Source organism: Bacillus sp. NP247 (assembly GCF_018966865.1).
Taxonomy (GTDB): Bacteria; Bacillota; Bacilli; order Bacillales; family Bacillaceae_G; genus Bacillus_A.
Window position 1 is genome coordinate 4,935,627 of record NZ_CP076653.1, and the last position, 22,039, is coordinate 4,957,665.

At 33.9% G+C, this 22,039-nt stretch carries 17 protein-coding genes and 2 pseudogenes; 16 read left to right on the forward strand and 3 right to left on the reverse strand.

Annotated features, from left to right (window positions below; all coding sequences use genetic code 11):
• Positions 1–13: 13 nt before the first annotated feature.
• From hblB to KPL75_RS25640, 3 genes are all read left to right on the forward strand, one after another.
• Positions 14–1,141, forward strand: coding sequence for a hemolysin BL binding component B (hblB, locus tag KPL75_RS25630; RefSeq protein WP_219918353.1), 1,128 nt, complete (start codon positions 14–16; stop codon positions 1,139–1,141).
• Positions 1,142–1,403: 262 nt separating this feature from the next.
• Complete coding sequence (locus KPL75_RS25635) at positions 1,404–2,804, forward strand: hemolysin BL regulatory component HblB (protein ID WP_219918354.1); 1,401 nt, start codon at positions 1,404–1,406, stop codon at positions 2,802–2,804.
• A 278-nt stretch (positions 2,805–3,082) separates the two neighbouring features.
• The gene (locus KPL75_RS25640; RefSeq protein WP_219918355.1) at positions 3,083–3,364 is read left to right on the forward strand and encodes a gamma-type small acid-soluble spore protein; all 282 of its coding nucleotides are present in this window, start codon (positions 3,083–3,085) and stop codon (positions 3,362–3,364) included.
• 236 nt (positions 3,365–3,600) lie between these two features.
• Here KPL75_RS25640 and KPL75_RS25645 read toward each other — a convergent pair whose 3' ends face one another.
• Positions 3,601–4,017, reverse strand: coding sequence for a DUF1259 domain-containing protein (locus KPL75_RS25645; RefSeq protein ID WP_219918356.1), 417 nt, complete (start codon positions 4,015–4,017; stop codon positions 3,601–3,603).
• A gap of 1,417 nt (positions 4,018–5,434) precedes the next feature.
• On the opposite strand from KPL75_RS25645, the pseudogene KPL75_RS25650 reads away from it, so the two are divergent.
• The 11 genes and pseudogenes from KPL75_RS25650 to KPL75_RS25700 form a co-directional block, all read left to right on the forward strand.
• A pseudogene (locus KPL75_RS25650) lies at positions 5,435–5,750 on the forward strand (Holliday junction resolvase RecU); the annotation flags it as partial.
• Between the two features lie 439 nt (positions 5,751–6,189).
• Positions 6,190–6,383 (forward strand): annotated as a pseudogene (locus KPL75_RS25655) (hypothetical protein).
• A 222-nt stretch (positions 6,384–6,605) separates the two neighbouring features.
• Positions 6,606–6,800 (forward strand): hypothetical protein, encoded by a 195-nt coding sequence (locus tag KPL75_RS25660; RefSeq protein WP_219918357.1) that lies wholly within the window; start codon positions 6,606–6,608, stop codon positions 6,798–6,800.
• A gap of 112 nt (positions 6,801–6,912) precedes the next feature.
• Positions 6,913–7,383, forward strand: coding sequence for a hypothetical protein (locus tag KPL75_RS25665; RefSeq protein ID WP_219918358.1), 471 nt, complete (start codon positions 6,913–6,915; stop codon positions 7,381–7,383).
• Positions 7,384–7,733: 350 nt separating this feature from the next.
• The gene (locus KPL75_RS25670) at positions 7,734–8,264 is read left to right on the forward strand and encodes a hypothetical protein (RefSeq protein ID WP_002065306.1); all 531 of its coding nucleotides are present in this window, start codon (positions 7,734–7,736) and stop codon (positions 8,262–8,264) included.
• Between the two features lie 857 nt (positions 8,265–9,121).
• On the forward strand, positions 9,122–9,898 hold the full coding sequence (locus KPL75_RS25675; RefSeq protein ID WP_309137440.1) for an ABC transporter ATP-binding protein: 777 nt from the start codon (positions 9,122–9,124) through the stop codon (positions 9,896–9,898).
• A 12-nt stretch (positions 9,899–9,910) separates the two neighbouring features.
• Positions 9,911–11,794, forward strand: a complete 1,884-nt coding sequence (locus KPL75_RS25680; protein ID WP_219918360.1) for an ABC transporter permease — start codon at positions 9,911–9,913, stop codon at positions 11,792–11,794.
• 298 nt (positions 11,795–12,092) lie between these two features.
• Positions 12,093–13,124, forward strand: a complete 1,032-nt coding sequence (locus tag KPL75_RS25685) for an alpha/beta hydrolase (RefSeq protein WP_219918361.1) — start codon at positions 12,093–12,095, stop codon at positions 13,122–13,124.
• Between the two features lie 270 nt (positions 13,125–13,394).
• Positions 13,395–14,657 carry an MFS transporter gene (locus KPL75_RS25690; RefSeq protein WP_219918362.1) on the forward strand — a complete coding sequence of 421 codons (1,263 nt, stop codon included), beginning with the start codon at positions 13,395–13,397 and terminating at the stop codon, positions 14,655–14,657.
• Between the two features lie 54 nt (positions 14,658–14,711).
• Positions 14,712–15,578 (forward strand): ABC transporter permease subunit, encoded by an 867-nt coding sequence (locus KPL75_RS25695; RefSeq protein ID WP_219918363.1) that lies wholly within the window; start codon positions 14,712–14,714, stop codon positions 15,576–15,578.
• 1 nt (position 15,579) lies between these two features.
• On the forward strand, positions 15,580–16,581 hold the full coding sequence (locus tag KPL75_RS25700; RefSeq protein ID WP_219918364.1) for an ABC transporter permease: 1,002 nt from the start codon (positions 15,580–15,582) through the stop codon (positions 16,579–16,581).
• Between the two features lie 44 nt (positions 16,582–16,625).
• Here KPL75_RS25700 and KPL75_RS25705 read toward each other — a convergent pair whose 3' ends face one another.
• Together KPL75_RS25705 and KPL75_RS25710 are read right to left on the reverse strand one after the other, a co-directional pair.
• Positions 16,626–18,326, reverse strand: a complete 1,701-nt coding sequence (locus KPL75_RS25705) for a pyruvate oxidase (RefSeq protein ID WP_219918365.1) — start codon at positions 18,324–18,326, stop codon at positions 16,626–16,628.
• Between the two features lie 82 nt (positions 18,327–18,408).
• Positions 18,409–19,146, reverse strand: coding sequence for a ZIP family metal transporter (locus tag KPL75_RS25710; RefSeq protein ID WP_219918366.1), 738 nt, complete (start codon positions 19,144–19,146; stop codon positions 18,409–18,411).
• 136 nt (positions 19,147–19,282) lie between these two features.
• Here KPL75_RS25710 and KPL75_RS25715 point away from each other — a divergent pair, with 136 nt between their 5' ends.
• Together KPL75_RS25715 and KPL75_RS25720 are read left to right on the forward strand one after the other, a co-directional pair.
• Positions 19,283–20,086, forward strand: a complete 804-nt coding sequence (locus tag KPL75_RS25715) for a class I SAM-dependent methyltransferase (protein WP_219918367.1) — start codon at positions 19,283–19,285, stop codon at positions 20,084–20,086.
• 420 nt (positions 20,087–20,506) lie between these two features.
• Positions 20,507–21,820, forward strand: coding sequence for a hemolysin family protein (locus KPL75_RS25720; RefSeq protein ID WP_219918368.1), 1,314 nt, complete (start codon positions 20,507–20,509; stop codon positions 21,818–21,820).
• The last annotated feature ends 219 nt before the right edge of the window (positions 21,821–22,039 follow it).

Here is a 22,039-nt window from a genome sequence, read left to right on the forward strand (position 1 = left end):
GGAGGAATTTGAAATGATAAAAAAAATCCCATACAAACTACTTGCTGTATCGACGTTGTTAACTTTGACAACAACTTCTGTGGTCTCACCAGTAGCAACTTTTGCAAGCGGAATTGAACAAACAAATAATGGAGATATGTCTCTTTCAACAAATGAAGTGAAGATGAAAGAAACCTTGCAAAAGGCTGGGTTATTTGCAAAATCTATGAATGCTTATTCTTATATGTTAATTAAAAATCCAGATGTGAACTTTGAAGGGATTACTATTAATGGATATGTAGATTTACCTGGTAGAATTGTACAAGATCAAAAAAATGCAAGAGCACATGCTCTTATATGGGATACACAAGTAAAAAAACAGCTTTTAGATACATTGACAGGCATTGTTGAATACGACACAACATTTGACAATTATTATGGAACAATGGTAGATGCGATTAATACAGGTGATGGAGAAACTTTAAAAGAAGGCATTACAGATTTGCGAGGTGAGATTCAACAAAACCAAAAGCAAGCACAACAATTAATACAAGAATTAACTAAATTAAGAGACGCTATTGGACAAGATGTTAGAGCATTTGGAAGTAATAAAGATCTCTTGCAATCGATTTTAAAAAACCAAGGGGTTGATGTGGAGGCCGATCAAAAGCGTCTAGATGAAGTTTTAGGATCAGTAAACTATTATAAACAATTAGAATCTGATGGGTTTAATGTAATGAAGGGTGCCATTTTGGGCCTACCGATAATTGGCGGTATTATAGTGGGTGTAGCAAGAGATAATTTAGGAAAGTTAGAGCCCTTATTAGCACAATTACGTCAGACTGTAGATTATAAAGTAACATTAAATCGTGTAGTTGGAGTTGCTTACAATAATATTAATGAAATGCATAAGGCACTTGATGATGCTATTAATTCTCTTACTTATATGTCCACGCAATGGCATGATTTAGATTCTCAATATTCGGGAGTACTTGGACATATTGAAACTGCATCTCAAAAAGCTGATCAAAATAAATTTAAATTCTTAAAACCTAACTTGAATGCAGCTAAAGACAGTTGGAAAACATTGCACACAGATGCGGTCACTTTAAAAGAAGGAATCAAAGAATTAAAAGTGGAGCCTGTTACTCCGCAAAAATAAGAAAATATTAGTTTTGTTGCAAAGTCACCTAAAACATAGAGAATCTATGATTACGTTGTTAAATAGTAATGCAACAATTAATAATTCCTTATACACCAAAAAGGCGGAGTCTCATTAAAGACTTCGCCTTTCGTTTTTATAAAATTTTTACCCAGATACCAAGATAGCCGTGCTGTATTGCTGATTTTCAAAAAAATTGAAAGACGTCGCTTTTAAAGAGGAATAGAATTAGAAATCAAAACCTATATAGGAGAAGTATAAAATGATGAAAAAAATCCCTTATAAAATACTCGCTGTATCTACATTTTTAACTATGACAACAACTTATTCAGTTATACCAGTAGCAGCTTTTGCAAGTGAAATTGAACAAACTAACAATGGAGATATGTCTCTTTCAGCAAATGAAGAACAGATGAAAAAAACTGTGCAAGATGCTGGGTTATTTGTAAAATCTATGAATGAATATTCTTATTTGTTAATTAATAATCCAGATGTGAGTTTTGAAGGAATTACTATTAATGGATATGCAGATTTACCTAGTAAAATTGTACAAGATCAAAAGAATGCAAGAGCACATGCAGTTTCATGGAATACGAAAGTAAAAAAACAGCTTTTAGATACATTGACAGGTATTATTGAATACGATACAAAATTTGAAAATCATTATGAAACATTAGTAGAGGCGATCAATACTGGGAATGGAGATACTTTTAAAAAAGGGATTACGGATTTACGGGAGGAAATTCAACAAAATCAAAAGTCTGCAAAAGTATTAATAGAAGAATTAACTAAATTTAAAAATGCTATTGGAGAAGATGTTAGAGTATTTGGGAGCCATAAAGAGACCTTGCAGTCTATTTTAAAGAACCAAGGAGCTGCGGTAGAGGATGATCAAAAGCGTCTAGAGGACCTTTTAGGGCAAATAAACTATCAGAAAGACATAGAATCTAAGGGCTTAGACATGGTAAAGATCCCCTTTCTCCCAACATTGATTGCTGGTGGGATAATGATAGGTGATGCAAGAGGTAAGCTAGGCTGGCTAGAGCCGGAATTAGCAAAATTACGTCAGAATGTAGATTATAAGATAACATTAAATCGTGTAGTAGGAGTTGCGTTTCATAATATTAGTGATATGCATAGTGCGATTGATAGTGCTATTACTGCTCTTACTTTTATGTCCACGCAATGGGATGATTTAGACTCTCAATATTCGGGCGTACTGGGACATATTGATACAGCTAATCAAAAAGCTGATCAAAATAGATATAAATTCTTAGCACCTAACTTGAATGCAGCAAAAGATAGTTGGAAAACAATAAGAACAGATGTTGTCACATTACAAGAGGGGATAAAAATTGCAGAGAAAAAAGAACAAGATTTTATGAATCAGCTTCGTCCATCAAGCGTTTCCTACTTTTATAAAAAAATTCATAACGCATATACATTTGAAATAAAGACTGGATCAAATGCACCAAATGCGTCTTATAGAGTTATGAATTTAACTAAAAACACGGTTCATAATATGTGGGGTGGAGGACCAAATACAAGCATGTGGGCTGACTGGCTTTCATTTAATCCAAAAGATGAATTTGCGGTGGTAGCAGTAGTGGATGGAAAAGAATATGTTGTATATAAAGACAAAGTAGAAAATATAATGAACTGAACCCGAAAATGAATGAGCAAAAAGAAAGAGCTTTTTTCGCTTTAGTAATTGCCAACTTTTTTATTTGATAGACGTGTAAATAGACTACTATTTTAGTGAGTAGATGGAAATTTTGTCGAAGTATTGAATATTTAAACCGCGTAGGCAAAAGATTTAAATATACGCCTAAAGGTCCAAAAGGTCTTATTGAAAGTGACGTATATACGGAAGTTTAAAAATAAAATTAAGGATAGCTTTTAAATGGATTGGCTACAATATTGATTGTGGAGGTGAGAAAGGTGAACAAAAAACAACAAGGTTACAATAAGGCAACTTCTGGCGCTAGCATCCAAAGTACAAATGCTAGCTATGGTACAGAATTCGCAACTGAAACAAATGTACAAGCAGTAAAACAAGCGAATGCACAGGCTGAGGCAAAGAAAGCACAAGCTTCAGGTGCACAAAGTGCGAATGCTAGTTATGGTACAGAATTTGCAACTGAAACGGATGTGCATGCAGTGAAACAAGTGAATGCACAAGCTGAGGCAAAAAAATCACAATCTTCTAGTTCTAATCAATAATGAAGGGAAAACACTTCTCTATCTTAAGTGAAGTGTTTTCTCAGGCTGTGGAGAAAGTCTTCTCCACGGCCTATTTTTGTGTCTGAGCCTTTATTGAAGGGGTACCGCCAGCATTTTTGAAAAAAACAATCTAAGCAAAAAATATAATAAGCCGCCCATATGAACAGCTCATTTACATAATTCTCATTATCGGAATTCAATGTATCTAGAAATGAATAAATATGATCTACTTAACATTAGCCTCCGTTATCAGTAATTGGATAACTAATTAAAAAAGAAAAGGAATTTGCCAATTTTTTTGCAAAACTTAATGGTGGTTCAACAGATTGGATATGAATATACATAATCAATGGTTTCATATATAACCAATGATTATGTAAGGCGCTAACAATAATCCCTTGTTGAACAATTGATTGTATAAATAAAGGAATTTCTTCTTGTAAAATAGCGATTTCCCCTAAGTTCAACGCATTGCCATTTTGATCTAACGATTCAAAAGATATCCCAATCGGTATCACAGAGGTGCTTGGTCGTCCTTGAACAAACACTCTAATATTACGACGCAAGGAGACAGAACAAACACCCTGATTTATGTTGCTCTTTCCATTAAGAATTTTAGCAAATTGCTCACAAAGGAAATTAAAGTTGTTCATAAATCTGATGCCCCTTTCTTATCAGATAAAAGTTACTTCATAAGTATTAATACTCGTCCATTAGCTTTTATATAAGTAATTTAAGAAATTCCCATAAAAAATCCCCTCCATAATAAACAGGGTAATGCGCTTTCTTTTTCCTGTCTACTATAAGGGGATCATATCAATTTTGAGTGCTTCTTTATTTTATAAATTTGTAAATAAGAGACCTTCTTATTGCTCAAAATCAACCTACTTAAAAAGAAGATTATAAAATAAAATGAAAAAAGTGAGCAAGGCCTATTCCAATACTATAATAGATGCTCGTCCAATCTAATGGTGACAAGCTAATAAAAATTTCATTTTGTAGAAAAGGGATGTGCAGTTTGGGATCTGAAGAAGTTAAACAGCTTATCACTGATCTGGAACGAAGAAAATCTGGTTTAAAACGGATCCAGAATAGTTTTTCAAGAATCCATAGTGAGGAATATCGTGACAGCATCCATAAGCAAATATCTATTTTGGACCAAGTAACCCTGCGAGTGAATTGGATTATGAGAGGTGAACGCAATTAGTATATAAACTTCATTTTGTATGTATTTGAAATGAAAAAAGAGCACTTTATAAAGTGCTCTCGTGACGAGATCATTCACTCAAAAGAAAGGATTGACTATATCATACGGAACTTTTATAAATGTGCTTGGGGAAATTAATTAGAACTCATAAAAAAGAGCAACTAGCAAAAGCTAACTGCTCGGTTCTCCAAGGGTGGAAAAGGAGAAAGTAACTTAACGGGTGCCTGCAGTATCGACGGAATATTGAGTTTTATTCAAGGGAGATTATATTTTACAAATTAGATTATGATAGTTGATATTCTCCATATTGACCAGAAAAGTACTAAAAATTCTAGTGAAATTCCAAGTGTTGTTTTCTTAGTTTTTTGAAATTCTTTTATCAAATAGCCAACAGCACTAATCGCTATAAGAATGACAAGAATAAGTTCTAGTGTAACTGACATTTTATCTACTCCTAATCATTTATTTTAATTCATTATATAACGATTATAAGATGTTTTGATGATTAGTGGTGAGAATTAAACAAAATAATCCTTTTACGAAAAAAGGTCCTGTTGTCTCCAACAGGACCTTTCCTAAAATGGCAAAGAGTAACTCTTACCTTACTCTTCCGCTATATAATACACAAAATACGTATAGATGTGTAGAATAAGAAATTCCAATATGATTATTTGAATAAAGTGTTTAAAAGTATTCTTTCAAGGACTAATATAAGGGATTAAATTACAAATGTTGATTTATCAATGGATATTAATGATGCACTAGAAAATGATAGTTAATAAAGGTATATCGCGATAAATAAATATGAAATATTGCATATTTAATTTAAGTAGAAATTTACAAGTGGAAAGCGAGGAATAAAGATGGGACTAGGAAACCGTGGAATGGCATTTGAAATGCTTATCAATCTAGCGAATGAAAATGTATCAAAGAGGGGGAGTGGCGCTTATAAACAAGCGTCCAACTCCTGTGAAGGTGTTAAAGAGTAAAGGGCACCTGTGCTAAATGGATTCTATGAAGCTAAAAGTACAGTAGACTATGACGGCGATTTGTTTCTTTCTTATTGAATTTAGCAAGGACAAGTCAGTATTCGCAGTACCACTATCAGTCATTCAATCTTCCGTAAGGATGTCGCAACAGCCAAAAGGAAAGAAGTCAATACCAAGAGCAGACTTTGAATATACAGACCAAATGAAGAAATTATGCTTAGAAGCTTCTGAATTACGTTACGAAAATGAAAATGTATAAAAAGTATTCATAACGGGTGCTTTTTTCTTTGTTATATAGAAATTACACATTAAACCAGTGAACATTTTAATAAGACAAACATATGATATATGATGAATTCGTGGGACGAGTTATCATATGAGGTGAAACTTGGAGCGCCATACTTATTTGTTGAAGGGTACCTAATGACGGGTACTCTTTTTATTTTGCACTTTTTAATAAGGACAAGCATATATTGGAGTATGGGATAGCCCCACTTCATATATTTGAGCACCTGTAATTGTAAGGTGCTCTTTATTTTGTACAAAATGGACATTTGGATTAAATGAGTATATAAATAGGAAGAATCTAATTATTGGATTCACATTTTACTCTAAGAGGTACAAATTCGATGCGACGTGAAAAGGGTTTGTTGAAACAATGGAAGGCGGATTTGCAAGCTGTTCAAGAAGAGAAGAGGCTGAAAAGAAGAAGGCTAAGAAAAAGAGTAAGAAATATAGCATTCCAGGTAATACAGCTGACTTCATGAATGGCAAGAATATATATCGTAAAGAGAATGGGGTATGGAAGCAAAGAAATAAATGACTTGAGGATAAATAAGTTTGATTAAATTTATAGCAACCGGGATCTGGGTGGCGTCTTGTTTGTTGTTAGAGAAAGATAAGGGCTGAAATGGATTTGAAACTTAAAGATTAGATAATAATATTATTACTTTAAAATGCAGAAAGTAGACTAGTAAACAAGCTGTTTTTGTTTTTTAGCATAAAATATGATGAATCCTAGAGTTAAGAGGAGGTAATTATATTTATGGGATGTAATTGTAATTTCAGACGTTTCCGAGATTGTGATAGATTTTGGGATGATTTAATGTTCTGCAGACGCAGACATAGAGATTGTGATGACCATTGTTGTAGACGTGACCGCGACTGTGATTGTGATGAATGTCGTCGTAGACGTAAGCGTGATCGTGACTGTGATTGCGATAATCGTCGAGAGTGGTAAATTTCTATTGGAGAGGGCTTTGAAGAAAAAGCCCTCTTTTTTTTGTACATGGAATTTCTTGTCTTATTTGTTAAGGAAGGATAAGGGGTAACAAAACAAACGAACACAATTAATGAAAAAAATCATGTGTTTAGTTAGGGGTTTTGTGCTATCTATAAATTTAATGGGTTGTACTACAAAAGAAGATCAAATGGTTTCTTCAAAACCATCTATATCTGAACGGCAAAAAGCAGAGGTACATGCTGTAATATTTGAGAACAAGGACAAAATTACATCAATTGAGTTAAAAAATCTAAGTAAAAACGATGTTTTCAAAACAACAAATAAAGATACGATTAAATCTGTTGTTTCAGCAATAGAAAATAGTAAACCAATGAATATACTATTGCATCAAGAAGTTAAAGATGCGATGAGATCTCATATGATTGTTCAATTTGAAGATGGATCAAAAGAAACCTTCTTTGTGTGGGTCGAAGAAGATCTTGAAATTATGATATTAGAAGGTACAGATGGAACTCACACTATAGCTTATAAGATAGACAATACAAATTTTAAGCAAGCAATTGATTTCCTTAAAAGATAAATTTAATTTCTGCTAACGAAAATTATGTGAAAAGCTAGAATGGATCTAGCTTTTTCTTTTTTGTTCATGGATGTTCTAATCTCTTTATTCGTCATGTTTTGAATGTATACTTCCCTAGTCGTTTTTGAGAAAAATAAGTAAGATGCGATAAAATCAAGGGAATGAAAGTAAACAAATGTTTAAAAGTTTACATTCGAACGGTTTAAGAAAAATAACATTCACTTCTTATGGAAAGTAGTCACAGGAATACAGCCTTCATTGTGGGCGGGGTGCACATATTTATAAAAAAATACCCTTGTCCAATCCATTATCATTCTTTAGTCATTTAATATTACAAAGGGGGTGAGAACATGGAAAACAATGAAAAAATCACGTTTCGATTTGTAAAAAAAAATGGGCAAGAAATTAATTTGGGAAATCTTGATGATAAACGAAAAATTGTCATTGTCATTAATAATCAGATTACATTTGCACCGAATACAACACAAATCGCCAGTGGAGCCGGACAAAATAGTGCAGCAGGAAGTAATGCAGCAATCGATTCATCGAATACCCGACAGCAAGAAACTGTGGGCGCTGGAGGCGAAGCGATAAATAAAGGAATTAGTGGGGATCAGATTGAGCCGCATAAAATGAAAAAAGAAACTTCGGATGAAGAGGCAGAATTTGTACTCATCATCAATAATCAAATTAATAGAACCCGTGAGAAACAGGCTAGTGCTACTCAAGTGGCAAGTGGTGGTGGAGATGACAGTGCAGCGGGAACCAACGCTGCCATCGAAAGTTCTAACACCAAACAGCAGCATGCAGTGGGAGGCGGAACGGATAGTTCGGCAGTAAACACAGGTGAAGAAGGCGATCAAATAGAAAAATGCGATTAAAGAAGGAAAAATAATGTGAATTTTAAAGGTTCTCTCAGTTTATCTGAGGGATTTTTTTTACTTTAATTGTATTGGTAATTTGATAATAAACTTAAACCGTATGTATTCAAAGTGAACAAATAATGGATACAGGATTTGGTGCTAGCCTATAAAGAAAAGAAACTCTAAGGTGCCTTCTTCAGACTTGAACCATCTTAATTTTAATAATATGTATTGGACTCCCATCCAAATAGTATTTTACCATGTTAAGTTATTTTATTCATTGAGAAATATGGTTCAAATCTATATTTTAAAAAGTTATATAGAAGAGAACAAGCTATTAATTAGGGATAAAACTACATGCCGAGCCGATCAAGTTAAGACATCATAATATCCCAGAATGAAAGTTTTGAGCATGTTGCTCGTATTTATTGTTTGGGGATAACTCGTTCTTTTAGCTTGATGGAGATGGGGTACCGTCAGTATTTCGGAAAAAACCCACGCTAAGAGCATGCAAGATTTTATACAGTTTTTCGGCTAATCTAGTAACAAATAAGAACCCTAAAACCGCGCCAGGATAGGAATGTATAAAAAATGCATAGATCTATAGAACAAAAAAGAAGGTCCCTTGTGAGAATAGGATTCCCCCTTTTCGGGTTCACTTCAATTTCAAAGTGGTGTGTTTTCTTTTTTACCTTACAAAATTGTAAGGTAAATGTAAGAGAAATCGAAGGAACGAGTTTTAGAAAAATGAGAATATTAAGAAGTGATATGATTCATATTTCCTTTAAGTTTGAAAAGTTAAAAAAGTCTTAAGGATTTATATGACAAAAAGATAAGAAATATATGAGAAGTTAATACTATACAAAAGGGATGGAGTGAAAGAGATGTCAGCAAATGTAGTTACAGTAGAAAGTGTAGAAAAAACGTATGGAAAAAAGAATGAGAATCAGTCAAAAGCATTAAGGGGTGTTTCATTAAGTATTAAAGAGGGAGAGTTTGTAGGGATTATGGGTCCTTCTGGATCTGGAAAAACGACATTACTTAATGTGATTAGTACACTTGATCAAGCGACAGGTGGCAGTGTGACAATAGCTGGAACAAATATTACTTCTATGAAGGGTAATGCATTATCAGATTTTCGATCTCAAAAATTAGGATTTATTTTTCAAGATTTTAATCTACTAGAAAACTTATCAATTTATGAAAATATTGCGTTACCACTTTCCTTGCAAGGCGTACCGTCAAGCGAGATTACTGGGAAGGTAAATGGAGTAGCAAAGAAATTAGGGATTACTGAAATTTTAACGAAATATCCGTCAGCTGTTTCTGGTGGACAAAAACAAAGAACAGCGGCAGCACGAGCTTTAGTACATAATCCAGCAATCGTATTGGCAGATGAACCGACAGGAGCACTTGATAGTAAAAATGCAAAAAGCTTATTAGAAGCGATGCAAGATTTACATGAAAATCACAATGTAAGTATTTTGATGGTAACACACGATGCATTTAGTGCGAGCTATTGTGAACGTATTTTATTTATTCAGGATGGACTTCTTTATAAAGAGTTAAATCGTCAAGGAACACGAGAAAATTTCTATCAAGATATTTTAGGTGTGCTTGCCCAAATGGGCTCAACAGCTGAGCCTAAGTAAGGGGGCGAGACTATGTTATTCAAATTATCACGTCATAGTATGAAAAAGATGTTAAAAGATTATATGGTTTTACTTATTGGTCTCGTTATTAGTATTAGTATTTTTTACATGTTCCAAACGATGGCGATGAATAGTGAATTTACAAAAGATAATAGTCTCATTAGTAGTATTAGGCTCGTCTTCTGGGTTGGTGCAATATTGCTTTCTTTCATTACAGTTTTTTACATCATTTATGCCAATTCTTTTTTACTTACATTAAGAAGAAAAGAACTCGGTATGTACATGATGCTTGGAGCGAAAAAGAAAAAAGTAGCGCAATTATTATTTATTGAGACTTTTGGTATGGGTATTGTCAGTATTATTATCGGTATTTTAGTAGGAATCATACTAGCTAGTGTAGCAGGGAATTTTTTAATGAATGGCATGGAAATTTCAGCAAAAGGTAGTTACTCATCTGTATACACACCAGCTATATTAATTACATCTATTTTCTTCTTAATATTATTTTTCATTACTGGTCTAATGAATAGTTTCCGATTATTACGTAAAACAGAATTAGAATTAATACGTGAAGATGAAACGCAAGATGAGGTGAAGAAAAGTAAAACTCGCACAGTTATTATGACAGTACTAGGTGTATTGCTAGTAAGTACAGGATACTATTTTATGGTAAATATACAAATGTTTGCTGAACTAGGATTTATAATAGCGACAATCGTTACGACATTAGGAACGTATTTCATTTTCAACTCATTACTGCCACTTTTTGTAATGAAAATTAAGGGGAATAAAAAGCGAAATGAAACGGGATTAAATAGTTTTACTTATGCACAGTTACGCTTTCGAGTGACTAGTTTATCGAGAGTACTAGGCACTGTAGCGATGTTAATTGCATTAGGTGCAGGTGCGATGACAGCAGGTATGGCGTTTCAAAAGAACGTCGGTATTATGACAGACTTCTCACGTGTGTATGATGTCGTAATTCATGATCCAAATGAACAAGATAAAGCAGCATTAAAAGAAATGGAAATTGTTGAAGAAAGTAAGTATAAGTATAAAGTAGATGAAGAAGCAGTTTATTACTTACGTAACGACTTAACTGAAAAACCACCACTTATTTCAGATCATTTTGATACAAAGACTTTAAAAGAACCTGCTCGTAAACGTGTAGCTGAACCTTTAACTGAACCCGTATATTCTGCTTTGGAAGCTCCCGAAGTAGCGAATAAGCTTCCTCGTATGCCAAAAGATTGGGAAGATGCGGTTGTAAGAGAAATACAAATTACACATAATCAATTTAACGGAAAACCTGTAAGAATTGCTGATGAAGAGCATTATAAAGGAATTCAAGGAACAGAACACACTGTGACATTAGCAAAAGTAGATGATATGAAAAAATATAAACCGTTGTTGATCGAAATAGATAAGAGACAAAAAGAACAAATTGAAAAAACAACAGGTGCAAAAGTAGACTTATTTACTAAAATGACAATTTATCAGTTTATGAACAGTTTCATGAGTGGGACAATGTTTATGGGATTTTTCCTTGGAATTGCCTTTTTGGCAATGATGGCAAGTTCTCTTATGTTCAAAATATTAACGGGCGCTTCTCGTGATGTACGCCGTTATGAAATGTTACGAAAAATCGGTGTGAGACGTAGTATGCTGACAAAAAGTATATATAAAGAAATTTCATATTTATTTATCTTCCCAGCAATTATTGGAATTTCCCACGTTTTAGTAGGGCTTAACTTATTCAGCTTCATATTAGTTGACCCGTTTGTAAAAGTGTGGATGCCAATAGGAATCTTCATAGTAATTTATTTCATTTATTATTGGATTACTGTCCAACTTTATAAAGGGATGGTAATGCCGAAAGAAGAAGTAGCGAAATAGTTTAAGAAAAAAGTCCTTGTTATGAAAACAAGGGCTTTTTTCTATAGGTGTCATACATAAATATGTGTATGCGAGATGTTATAAAGTCTTTCTGAGGTTAGAATATTGAAAATTAAGAAAAAAATAAGGGTTTATATAGCGGAAAGTTAAGAAGTTTATGGGAAATTAATAATGTACAAAAAGATTGAGTGGAAATTGGAGAATGTAATTGGTTTACGCGCTTATTTTTGAGGCGATTTGATGTAGTTTTATAGAATTAAATTGATATTTTATAAATTGAACAGAAAGGAAGAGTCTTATGAAGAAGATAAAAAAATTAATAAAACTTATTGGAGTCATCATTATACTACTAATAATCATAGCACTAATATTTCCTACATGGACCTCGCAAATAAAGGGGAAAAACAGTATAAGTACATTAGAACAAGTAGAGATAAATGGAAGTGGTCATGAGATTATGATACGCGGCAAAGATAAGAGGAATCCAGTAATTATCTTTGTACATGGTGGGCCAGGCTCATCGGAAATACCGTATGCTCAAAAATACCAAGACTTAATGGAAGAGAAATTCACAGTTGTTAATTACGATCAAAGAGCAAGCGGGAAAACGTATCATTTCTTTGAAGACTATTCTAACCTTTCATCAGATCTACTCGTAGAGGATTTATTAGCTATGACGGATTACGTTTCAAAACGTCTCGGTAAAGAAAAAGTAATATTGATTGGTCATTCTTACGGTGCATATATTGGAATGCAAGCTGCCTATAAAGCTCCTGAAAAATATGAAGCGTATGTTGGTATAGGGCAGATGAGTGATACAGTAGAAAATGAAATGGATAGTTTAAAGTTTGTTGTCGATCAAGCGAAAAATGCTGGGAACGCAGATGAGGTCTCATATTTAAAAGGATTAACTGAAAAAATTAAAAAAGGTGATACATATACCCCGCGAAATTATGTTGCGAAATATGGTGGAACATCAAGACTCATTGAAAATCCAGATGGTGATAACATGGTGATGCTATTTAGTAATGAATATAACTTGTTAGACGTAATTCGTTATAACGTTGGATTATCACATTCTCAAACTGTCTTATTAGAAAAAGACTTAAAGAATCCATTACCTACTAAAGTAACTAAACTGAAGTTACCGCTTTATTTTCTTATGGGTAAATATGACTATAATACTTCATTTCATGCAGCAAAACAGTATTTTGATAGGATTGAAGCGAATCAAAAAGAATTTATAGCTTTTGAAAACTCAGCACATTCCCCTCAATTTGAAGAGAAAGAAAAGTTTTATAAGTGGATGTGTGATACATTTGCAAAATAAATATAATTGATCCGAACTTTAGGGAATCAAAAAAGTTAGAGAGATTAAGTAGGTATTAGAGAGACTTTTAAAGATTTTAGATAAATATCAACAGCAGATTCGTGAAGCGAAGAAAAATGCAAAGACCCTTGTATTAATGAACAAGGGTCTTTTTTATGGGATGTTCTTTATAAAGAAGGAAAAGATTGGATAATGGTCGAAAAAAATATAATAAGACTTCCGAGAAATGACTGAAATAATAATATTTTGTCGAGAGAAAGGATATTACGTATGAAAGAAATGCTACAGTTATTTCGCAACAAAGTTTTTGCACGCTTTTTTCTAGCAAATATTTTAGAACGCCTTGGTTCTATGATTGCTGGAATTTCTTTAATGTTTTACTTGTTAGATCAATACGGAAAACAACCAGTTTACGCAACGATGACGCAAATTTTGATTGCATTACCTGCATTAATTTTCTTTCTATTAGTAGGGACAGTAGTGGATCGATTTGATAGACAACGTATTTGTACGGTAAGTAATATATGTTGTTCTCTCTGTAATATCGGAATTCTAATTTCGCTTTATTACGGGATGATCATACTTGTGTTTATATTTTTATTTTTGGAAAATGCATGTATCCAATTTTTCTCTCCATCAGAACAGGCGATGATACAGGGAGTAGTAGAATCAGACCAATACGGTGCAGCAGCAGGTATTAATCAAATGGTAAATAGTTTGTATGCTCTATTTGGTGTAGGAATTGCAACGATGGTATATTGGGCATTTGGAATTTACGGGAGCATTTTAGTAAATACGTTCACTTTTATTGCGAGTGGTATTTTGATTCAAACGATCTCAATTCCAGAAAAAGTTCGTTTGCCAAACGGTAGAACAAAATGGAAAGAAGTTAATTTGAAGATGTTAATAACAGAGTTTAAAGAAGGGATTAGGTATATATACCAAAATGAAACTTTAAAAAAATTACTTTTAGGATTTATCGTGTTTGGATTATTAAATGGTATTTTAAGCGTATCCACTACTTACATATTAAAATACAAATTAGCTCCAGCAACGTATGAAAGTTTAGCAATGGTAGGTGGGGTAGTTGGAGGGATTTCATTACTAATCGGAAGTGTAGTAGCAACAAGTATAGGTAAGAAATATGCACCAAAATCTATTATTGTTTTTGGGATGGCGGGATCAGGAATCTCCTTTGGTATGTGCTATTTTGTAAATCATGTATGGTCTTTTTATGTATGTATCGCTTTAGCGACGTTCTTTTTACCGTTTATTAATATTGCAATATCGGGCTGGATGTATGAAATTGTAGAAGAGTCATTCATGGGGCGTGTTCAAAGTTTACTTAGTCCATTAACGACAGGATTCCAGCTGTTATCTCTCGGTGCGATAGCGATGTTATTTCCAAAATGGATTGGTGCAGATACATTGTTTATTATTTTATTTGGTTTATTATTTTTGGTTACGTGTTTATATCAAGTTATTTTACCTAGTGGGCAAAAGCGAGTGCAGGGTGTAGCTGAAGAGATGTAATATATCTGGATTTTAATTTCTGAACATTCTTTCTAAAAGTAAGGGGTAATAGTTATGTTGATGCGAATTGGTAAGTGGTGTGGGGTTACATGTTTACAATTATTTGCGGCGCTTATTTGTATTCTATTTTTAGGGGCACTCCCGCGCTTATTTAAGGGGCTGCAAATTGATTTAATCGGTTTTTGGAACACAGTTGTGTTTCTTGGAGAGAAGTTACTTCAACCAGGTGAAATTACGTATGGGTTTCGGAATTCAAGAAAGTTGTTTCCACAAATATGGATTCATTATGTAGAGACAATGTTTGTATTTATTTCGGCATTTATACTTTCTTTACTCATTGCGTATTTTATCGTTGTTTGGGTATTACAGCGCTCTCAATCAAAGCAACGTATGTGGAATGGGATTTTCGTCGGACTTGAAAGTATTCCGGACATTTTATTAATTTTATTATCTCAACTTCTAGTAGTAATAATCTTTCAAAAGACAGGTTTTATGCCAGTGAAATTTGCAGGACTTGGAGAGGAAAGGGCTCGCCTGTTACCAATAATATGCCTTTCTATACCTACAACTTTATTATTTATTAAGCTACTATTATTACGTTTCAGAGAAGAATTAGAGAAAGATTATAGTATATTTGCTAAGAGTAAAGGGCTAAGTTTAAGACATATTTTGACGCACCATATTTCAAGAAATGTCTTGTTTACAACAGTCTATTATGCAAAAACAAATATTTTATTTATGTTATCAAATTTATATATTATTGAATGGCTGTTTAATACGTACGGTATGTTTGTTTTTGTAAAAGAAAATTCAAAATTGGAAATATTTACAGTGAGTTTAGTTTTATTATACGTACCGCTTTTTATACTATTTCGTTTATTACATACGCTTTTACAAAATGTTATAAAGGAGCGTGTGTAACATGTGGCAAGTTGTAAAAAGAGATGTGAGATTTTGGCTAGGTGTTACTTTTTTGAGTGTACTAATGATTGTTAGTATTGGAAATACGGTATTTTTTGACGGGAATATTCGCGAATTAACGATGATGTATAACGAAAAAGAAGAATTAGAGGCTGCTCCGTTTTCACCATCGAGTAAATTTTGGTTCGGAAGCGATGAAAAAGGACGCGACCTTTTTCAGTTAATAATAGAAGGAGCGAAATGGACATTTGGTGCTAGTATCGTTATCGCAATTTTACGTGTAGTAATTGGCGGAACTATGGGTTTATTGCTTGGTATGTACAGTAAACGCTCATTTTCAGTTATCTCATCTTTTTTTGATCCGTTTAGCATTGTACCGATGATTATGATTTCCTATTTTATGTTAAATGAAGTTTTAATGTTTGAAAGTGGAGAGGAGGCTGCTCCGTTTCATTTACGAGTTGCGTTTCAAATAGTGGTTCTTGCGTGCCTTGCTGTACCAACTGTTATGTTGTATGTAGCGCAAGAAGTAAAACGTATTAAGAATGAAGAATTTATGTTGGCGGCCACTGTGCTCGGCGGGAGTAAGTGGCAGAGGTTGAAACGCCATGTATGGCCGCATATGCTACCATCATTTCTTTTATTAGTAGCCCAGCAATTTGTAAGCACGCTATTACTTCTCTTACATCTTGGTTTGTTAGAACTGTTTTTCGGTGGAACAATAATCTCTGGTACAGAGGCAGATAGTGTAACAAAAGAGTGGACAGGTTTAATCGGACAAAATTTCCGTCACTTAACTACACATACATGGATTGTACTTATTCCGATTGCTTTTTATAGTATGACAATTTTGTCAGGAAATCTTATTAGTAATAGTATGCAAGATGCGATTAAACTAGGAAATGTAAGAATGCCGAAGAGGAAGGATAAAGAAGTGAAAGTAGAGAAGCAAGTACAACCTACTATGAATGATTTTTCTTTCTATAAAGAGGTACAAAAATAAAGAAAGATAGCTGAAGACAAATTGTTTTCAGCTATCTTTTTTGTTTAAAGTGGTGGTAAATCAATCTTACCTTCTTCAAATAATTCTTTTATCATATGTTTCGTATAACCAGCTGCTTGACCAAATGTGATTTTTGCTGGCATTGGTGCTTCATTTACATCTACAACTACATCAATAATGCATGGTTTACTTTGTTTTACCGCATTTTCAAAGGCAGGAAGTAAGTCATCTAAATGTTCTACACGGTATCCAATACCACCGCACGCCTCTGCGTATTTTGCGAAATCAGGATTCGTTAAGTCTGTACCAAATTCAATATTACCCATAACCTCTTGTTCGAATTTAATCATAGCAATTTTATTATTGTTTAATACAATGACAACGATTGGTAGTTTATATTTAACAGCTGTTACGAAATCGTTCATTGTCATTCCGAATCCACCGTCACCACAAACTGCAAACACTTGTTTATCCGGGAAAGCAATTTGTCCAGCAAGTGCACCAGGTAAACCGCAGCCAAGTGTTGCAAGCCAACTAGAAATGATAAATTTCTGGTTTGTCATACGGAAGTGCCTTGCAGTCCATACTGTTACATTTCCGACATCGACTGAAAGAATTGCGTCATCTTCTGCTACTTTCTGCAGTGCATGCATAACTCGTTGTGGTTTAATTGGAGTAGAAGAATCTTCTTCTTGAGTGTGTAATTTTTCTTCCCACTTTTTCATCATTTCTTGATGATGCTCTAAGAAGGAATGGTCCTCGTGTTTTTCTACATTTTCAATTAACCATTTTAATGTTTTATCAGCATCACCAGCTAAGCCGATATCTGTCGTATAACGTTTCCCGATTTGTGCGGGGTCTGTATCAATATGAAGTGTTTTTGCTTTTTCGGGTAAGAAACCAGTGAACGGATAAGAAGTACCAACCATAATTAAAGTATCTGCATGCTTCATTGCTTCATAAGAAGGTTTCGTCCCGATTAACCCTAATCCACCGATACAAAGAGGGTGTTCATCAGGAACAATTCCTTTAGCGGGTAATGTAAGTATGATTGGAGCACCGATATGTTCTGCAAATGCGAGTAAAGACTCTCTCGCATGTTTCGCGCCTTTCCCGGCTAAAATAACAGGTTTTTTCGCTTCATTAAGTGCGAGTTTCGCTACAGTTAAATCTTCTTCTTGCGGAAATATTTCAGGTAATGTAAAGGAAGAGTTCGTAATACGTGCACCATTTTTCACTTCAAATTTCGGAACATCATCTGGAATGGTTAGAACCGATACACCTTTTTTCGTATATGCCATTCGAATCGCTTGATTCACTACAGCAGGTAGTTGTTCAGCTGACATTATTCGTTGGTTATAAACCGCAACGTCATCAAACATTCTTTCTAAGTTTACTTCTTGGAAAAAATCCGTCCCGAGTAAATCGGTTTCTACTTGTCCTGAAATTGCTAATACAGGAGCTTGATCGAGTTTTGCATCGTATAAACCATTTAATAAATGAATAGCTCCAGGTCCTGCAATAGCCATACAAACACCAAGTTTTCCTGTTAATTTCGCATATGCCGCCGCTGCTAACGCGCCAGCTTCTTCATGGCGAACTTGAATAAATTTAATTTTATCTTGTTTTTTTCTTAAAGCTTCAATTATAGAATTGATGGAATCTCCAGGCATACCATATATGTGTTCTACGCCCCAATCAATTAAAAGATCTACTAATGCTTCACCGGCTGTTTTCCCAAACATAATCGTTCCTCCTTATAATAGGTAGATACTATTATGTTTTGGAGAAAAAGGAAAAATATACAAATGATATAACTTATTTGTTTTAATGATGTCCAGTGAAAAGAGTGAAGACTATTATTAGTAAAAATCCACTTATAGACCACGATAGAAACGGAAGGAAAGGTAGCTGTTTTTTTGCTTTCCAAAGCATTTCGTGAATTGTGACATAGCCAAGAGAACCAATTGCACTTCCCATAATAAGTCCTTGTAAATGGAGAGCTTTCCCATCCATCATAATGCCAAAAACAGTACCGGTCCCTAGGATGAGAGAAAGTAATAAAGTTGTTAATAAAAATGAAATATATTTATGTTTTGTAAAAAGAAATGGAATAATTAAAGCTAACCCTTCTGGAATATGGTGAATGACAATCGCAAGCAAGAAAGGAATGGCAGAGTCGTTATGATTCGTAAATGCTGTACCTAAAGCAAACCCACTCGGCATATTATGAATGAATATAGCGAAAGAAAGAAAAAGGAAGGTTTGCCATGCTTGTTGATCTTTCTTATGTATAATCGGATGATGGCAATAGTTATCTAATAAACTCATAACTAATACTCCCATAGCTATCCCAAGTATAGGACCTATTATTTCATAGCTTGAAAATGTCTCAGGAATAATTTCAAGTGATAAAAGCCCAAGCAAAATCCCACCACATAATGCGTATAAGCGATGCATCTTTTCTTCAATTAGTTGGCGTGTTGCTACTCCAACAGCACCTCCTAATAGTAATCCACCGAACGAAAAAAATGTTACAATCATTGGGATCCATAATCGTTCCACTTTATCACACTCCGATTCTTTCCACTTATTTTTAGCTTACGAAAAGGAAAGTTAGATTAGTCCAAGTAATTGTGTTTGATTATAGAGAAAAAACTAACAATTCGTTATAATTTACATATTAAATTTAAGTGGAAAGATGAAAAGGGGAATAAGTTTGCAGACAAATTGGAGTTTATCCGAATACGAAAATCCGAAACGATATGATGTGGAAAATAAAAGTTTATCAGATTTTCCGTTTTTACTATCATGGGCGAAAAAACTAAATATACAAAATGAATGGATTCTAGATATTGCCTGTGGAACAGGGAGAGTCACTATTCCTTTTATCGAAGAAGGATATCATATGATTGGTGTAGATATACATGAAGGTATGCTTGCTGAAGCGAAGAGTAAATCTGCGAGTTTAACGAATGTGAAATGGTTACAGCAAGACTGCTTACAATTGAATATTGAAGAAACAATTCCGTTTGCATATATGGTTGGCCATGGATTCCAGCATTTTCTTACGAATATACATCAAAATCAGTTATTAACATCTATTCATCATGTGTTAGCTGACAATGGTATATTTATATTCGATACACGTTTCCCTTCAAAAGAAGAATTAATACAACCATCTACAGAAGAATATTGGATAACTGTTAATGATGAAAAGGGAAGAAAGTGTGATTTATATACTGAAATGATATATGATTCAATTCAGCAAATACAGCACTACATAACAACAAGAAGGTTTTATGAGGATAATACGCTAGTGGAGGAACTGAAAACAACAATAGATCTGCGGTATACGTATCCACAAGAATTAGAAAGATTGTTACAATTAAATGGGTTTGAATTGCTGCATATATATAATGATCGGGAAGGGAATGAGTTGAGAGAGGATTGTTATTCTATGGTGGTAATATGTCGGAAGAAAAGAAAGTGTTGGTGGATATAAGGTGATAAGTGATAATTATAGATTTATTAATACGAATTAAAGTCTATTATTTATTAGATTTTTGCTAGTATTTTTTATGAGGGTGGATAGTGTTTGATGCACGCATTAAGAGATTTTATGTAACAGGGAAGAGAAGCCCTTTTTAAAAATTTCAGGGTATACCAAATGTAAACGTTGACTGGGATTTATTTCTCATGCTAACATATAGATAATTTAATCAAGGCGGTGGAAATGTATTGGACTCAGATGTTGACTCGGATAGGTGGCTAAATGACCTCGATTTTCTCAGAGTACCTCTCATCATTTTGAGAATGTAGATTGTATTCAATCTCATGTTAAAGTGTATGAAATTGTAGGTATGGAAAGAGAAAATATATCAGGAGGTGAATCCTTTAGTTTCAAGGAAGCTAAGGGAATTAGTTGGACATATTTAATTTAATCATGGTAGCGGTTTTAATCGCATGTACTGCATTTTTCGTGGCAATTGAGTTTGCTATTGTAAAAGTAAGAGGTTCAAAGATTGATCAATTTGTATTAGAAGGAAAGAAGGGTGCGCTGGCAGCTAAGAAAGTGACATCAAACTTGGATGAATATTTGTCAGCTTGTCAATTAGGGATTACAGTTACAGCAATGGGACTTGGGGCACTAGGTGAACCAACGATTGAGAGACTTTTACACCCTTTATTTGATAAGTGGAACATCAATCCTTCCATTGCAGGTGTATTATCTTTAGGGATTGCTTTTACTATTATGACGTACTTACATGTTGTAGTTGGTGAATTAGCACCAAAAACATTGGCGATTCAAAAGGCTGAGAAGGTTACTTTATTACTTTCGGCTCCGCTTATCTGGTTCTACAAAATCATGTATCCGTTTATTCGCTTGTTAAATGGCTCTGCAAGGATGATAACAGGAATGTTCGGCTTAAAACCTGCATCAGAGCATGATGTAGCACATACAGAAGAAGAATTACGACTGATTCTTTCTGAAAGTTATGAGCGTGGAGAAATTAATCAAGCTGAATACAAATATGTAAATAATATTTTTGAATTTGATAATCGTATTGCGAAAGAAATCATGGTCCCTCGTACAGAAATTATAGGGCTACATGTAGATAATTCTTTAGCAGACCATATGAAAATAATCCGTGATGAAAAGTATACACGTTACCCAGTATTTGGGGAAGATAAAGATGAAATCATTGGTATGGTGAATGTGAAAGACTTCTTTATTCGTTATATGAATAAAGAAACAAAAGAATTTAGTTCAATTCAATCGTATACACGTCCAGTAATCGGAGTAATTGAAACTATACCAATACATGATCTTTTACTACAAATGCAAAAGAAACGTATTCCATTAGCTGTGTTATATGATGAATACGGCGGTACGGCTGGTATTGTAACCATTGAGGATATTCTGGAAGAGATTGTAGGAGAAATCCGTGATGAATACGATGAAGATGAGCGTCCGCCCATCCAGCAAATGAATGAAGATCATGTTGTCGTAGAAGGTAAGGTATTAATTAGTGAATTAAATGATTTACTAGGATTACATATGAATGATAGTGATGTTGATACGATTGGTGGTTGGATTCTGATGCAGAATTATGATATAGAGGAAGGGCAAACAGTAAATAGCGAAGGATATACATTTAAAATTCTTTCTAAAGACCCTCACCAAATCAAACGTGTTGAAATACAAAAAGAAATGATGGAAGCAGCAACTGTATAGTTGCTGCTTTTTATTTATCTGGTAATATGTTAGCATTCTTCATTAAACGAATTGATTGATCAACTCTTTAGCTGCTAACGCATTACCGAAATAGGGAATGATTGTTTCCTTTGCATTCAAGGTTCAACACTCCTTCGATATTGTAAAATATATCTCATTTATACAAATTGTAATATAATATAAAGGTAAATTCGTAGCGTAAAATAGATTAAAAGTAAC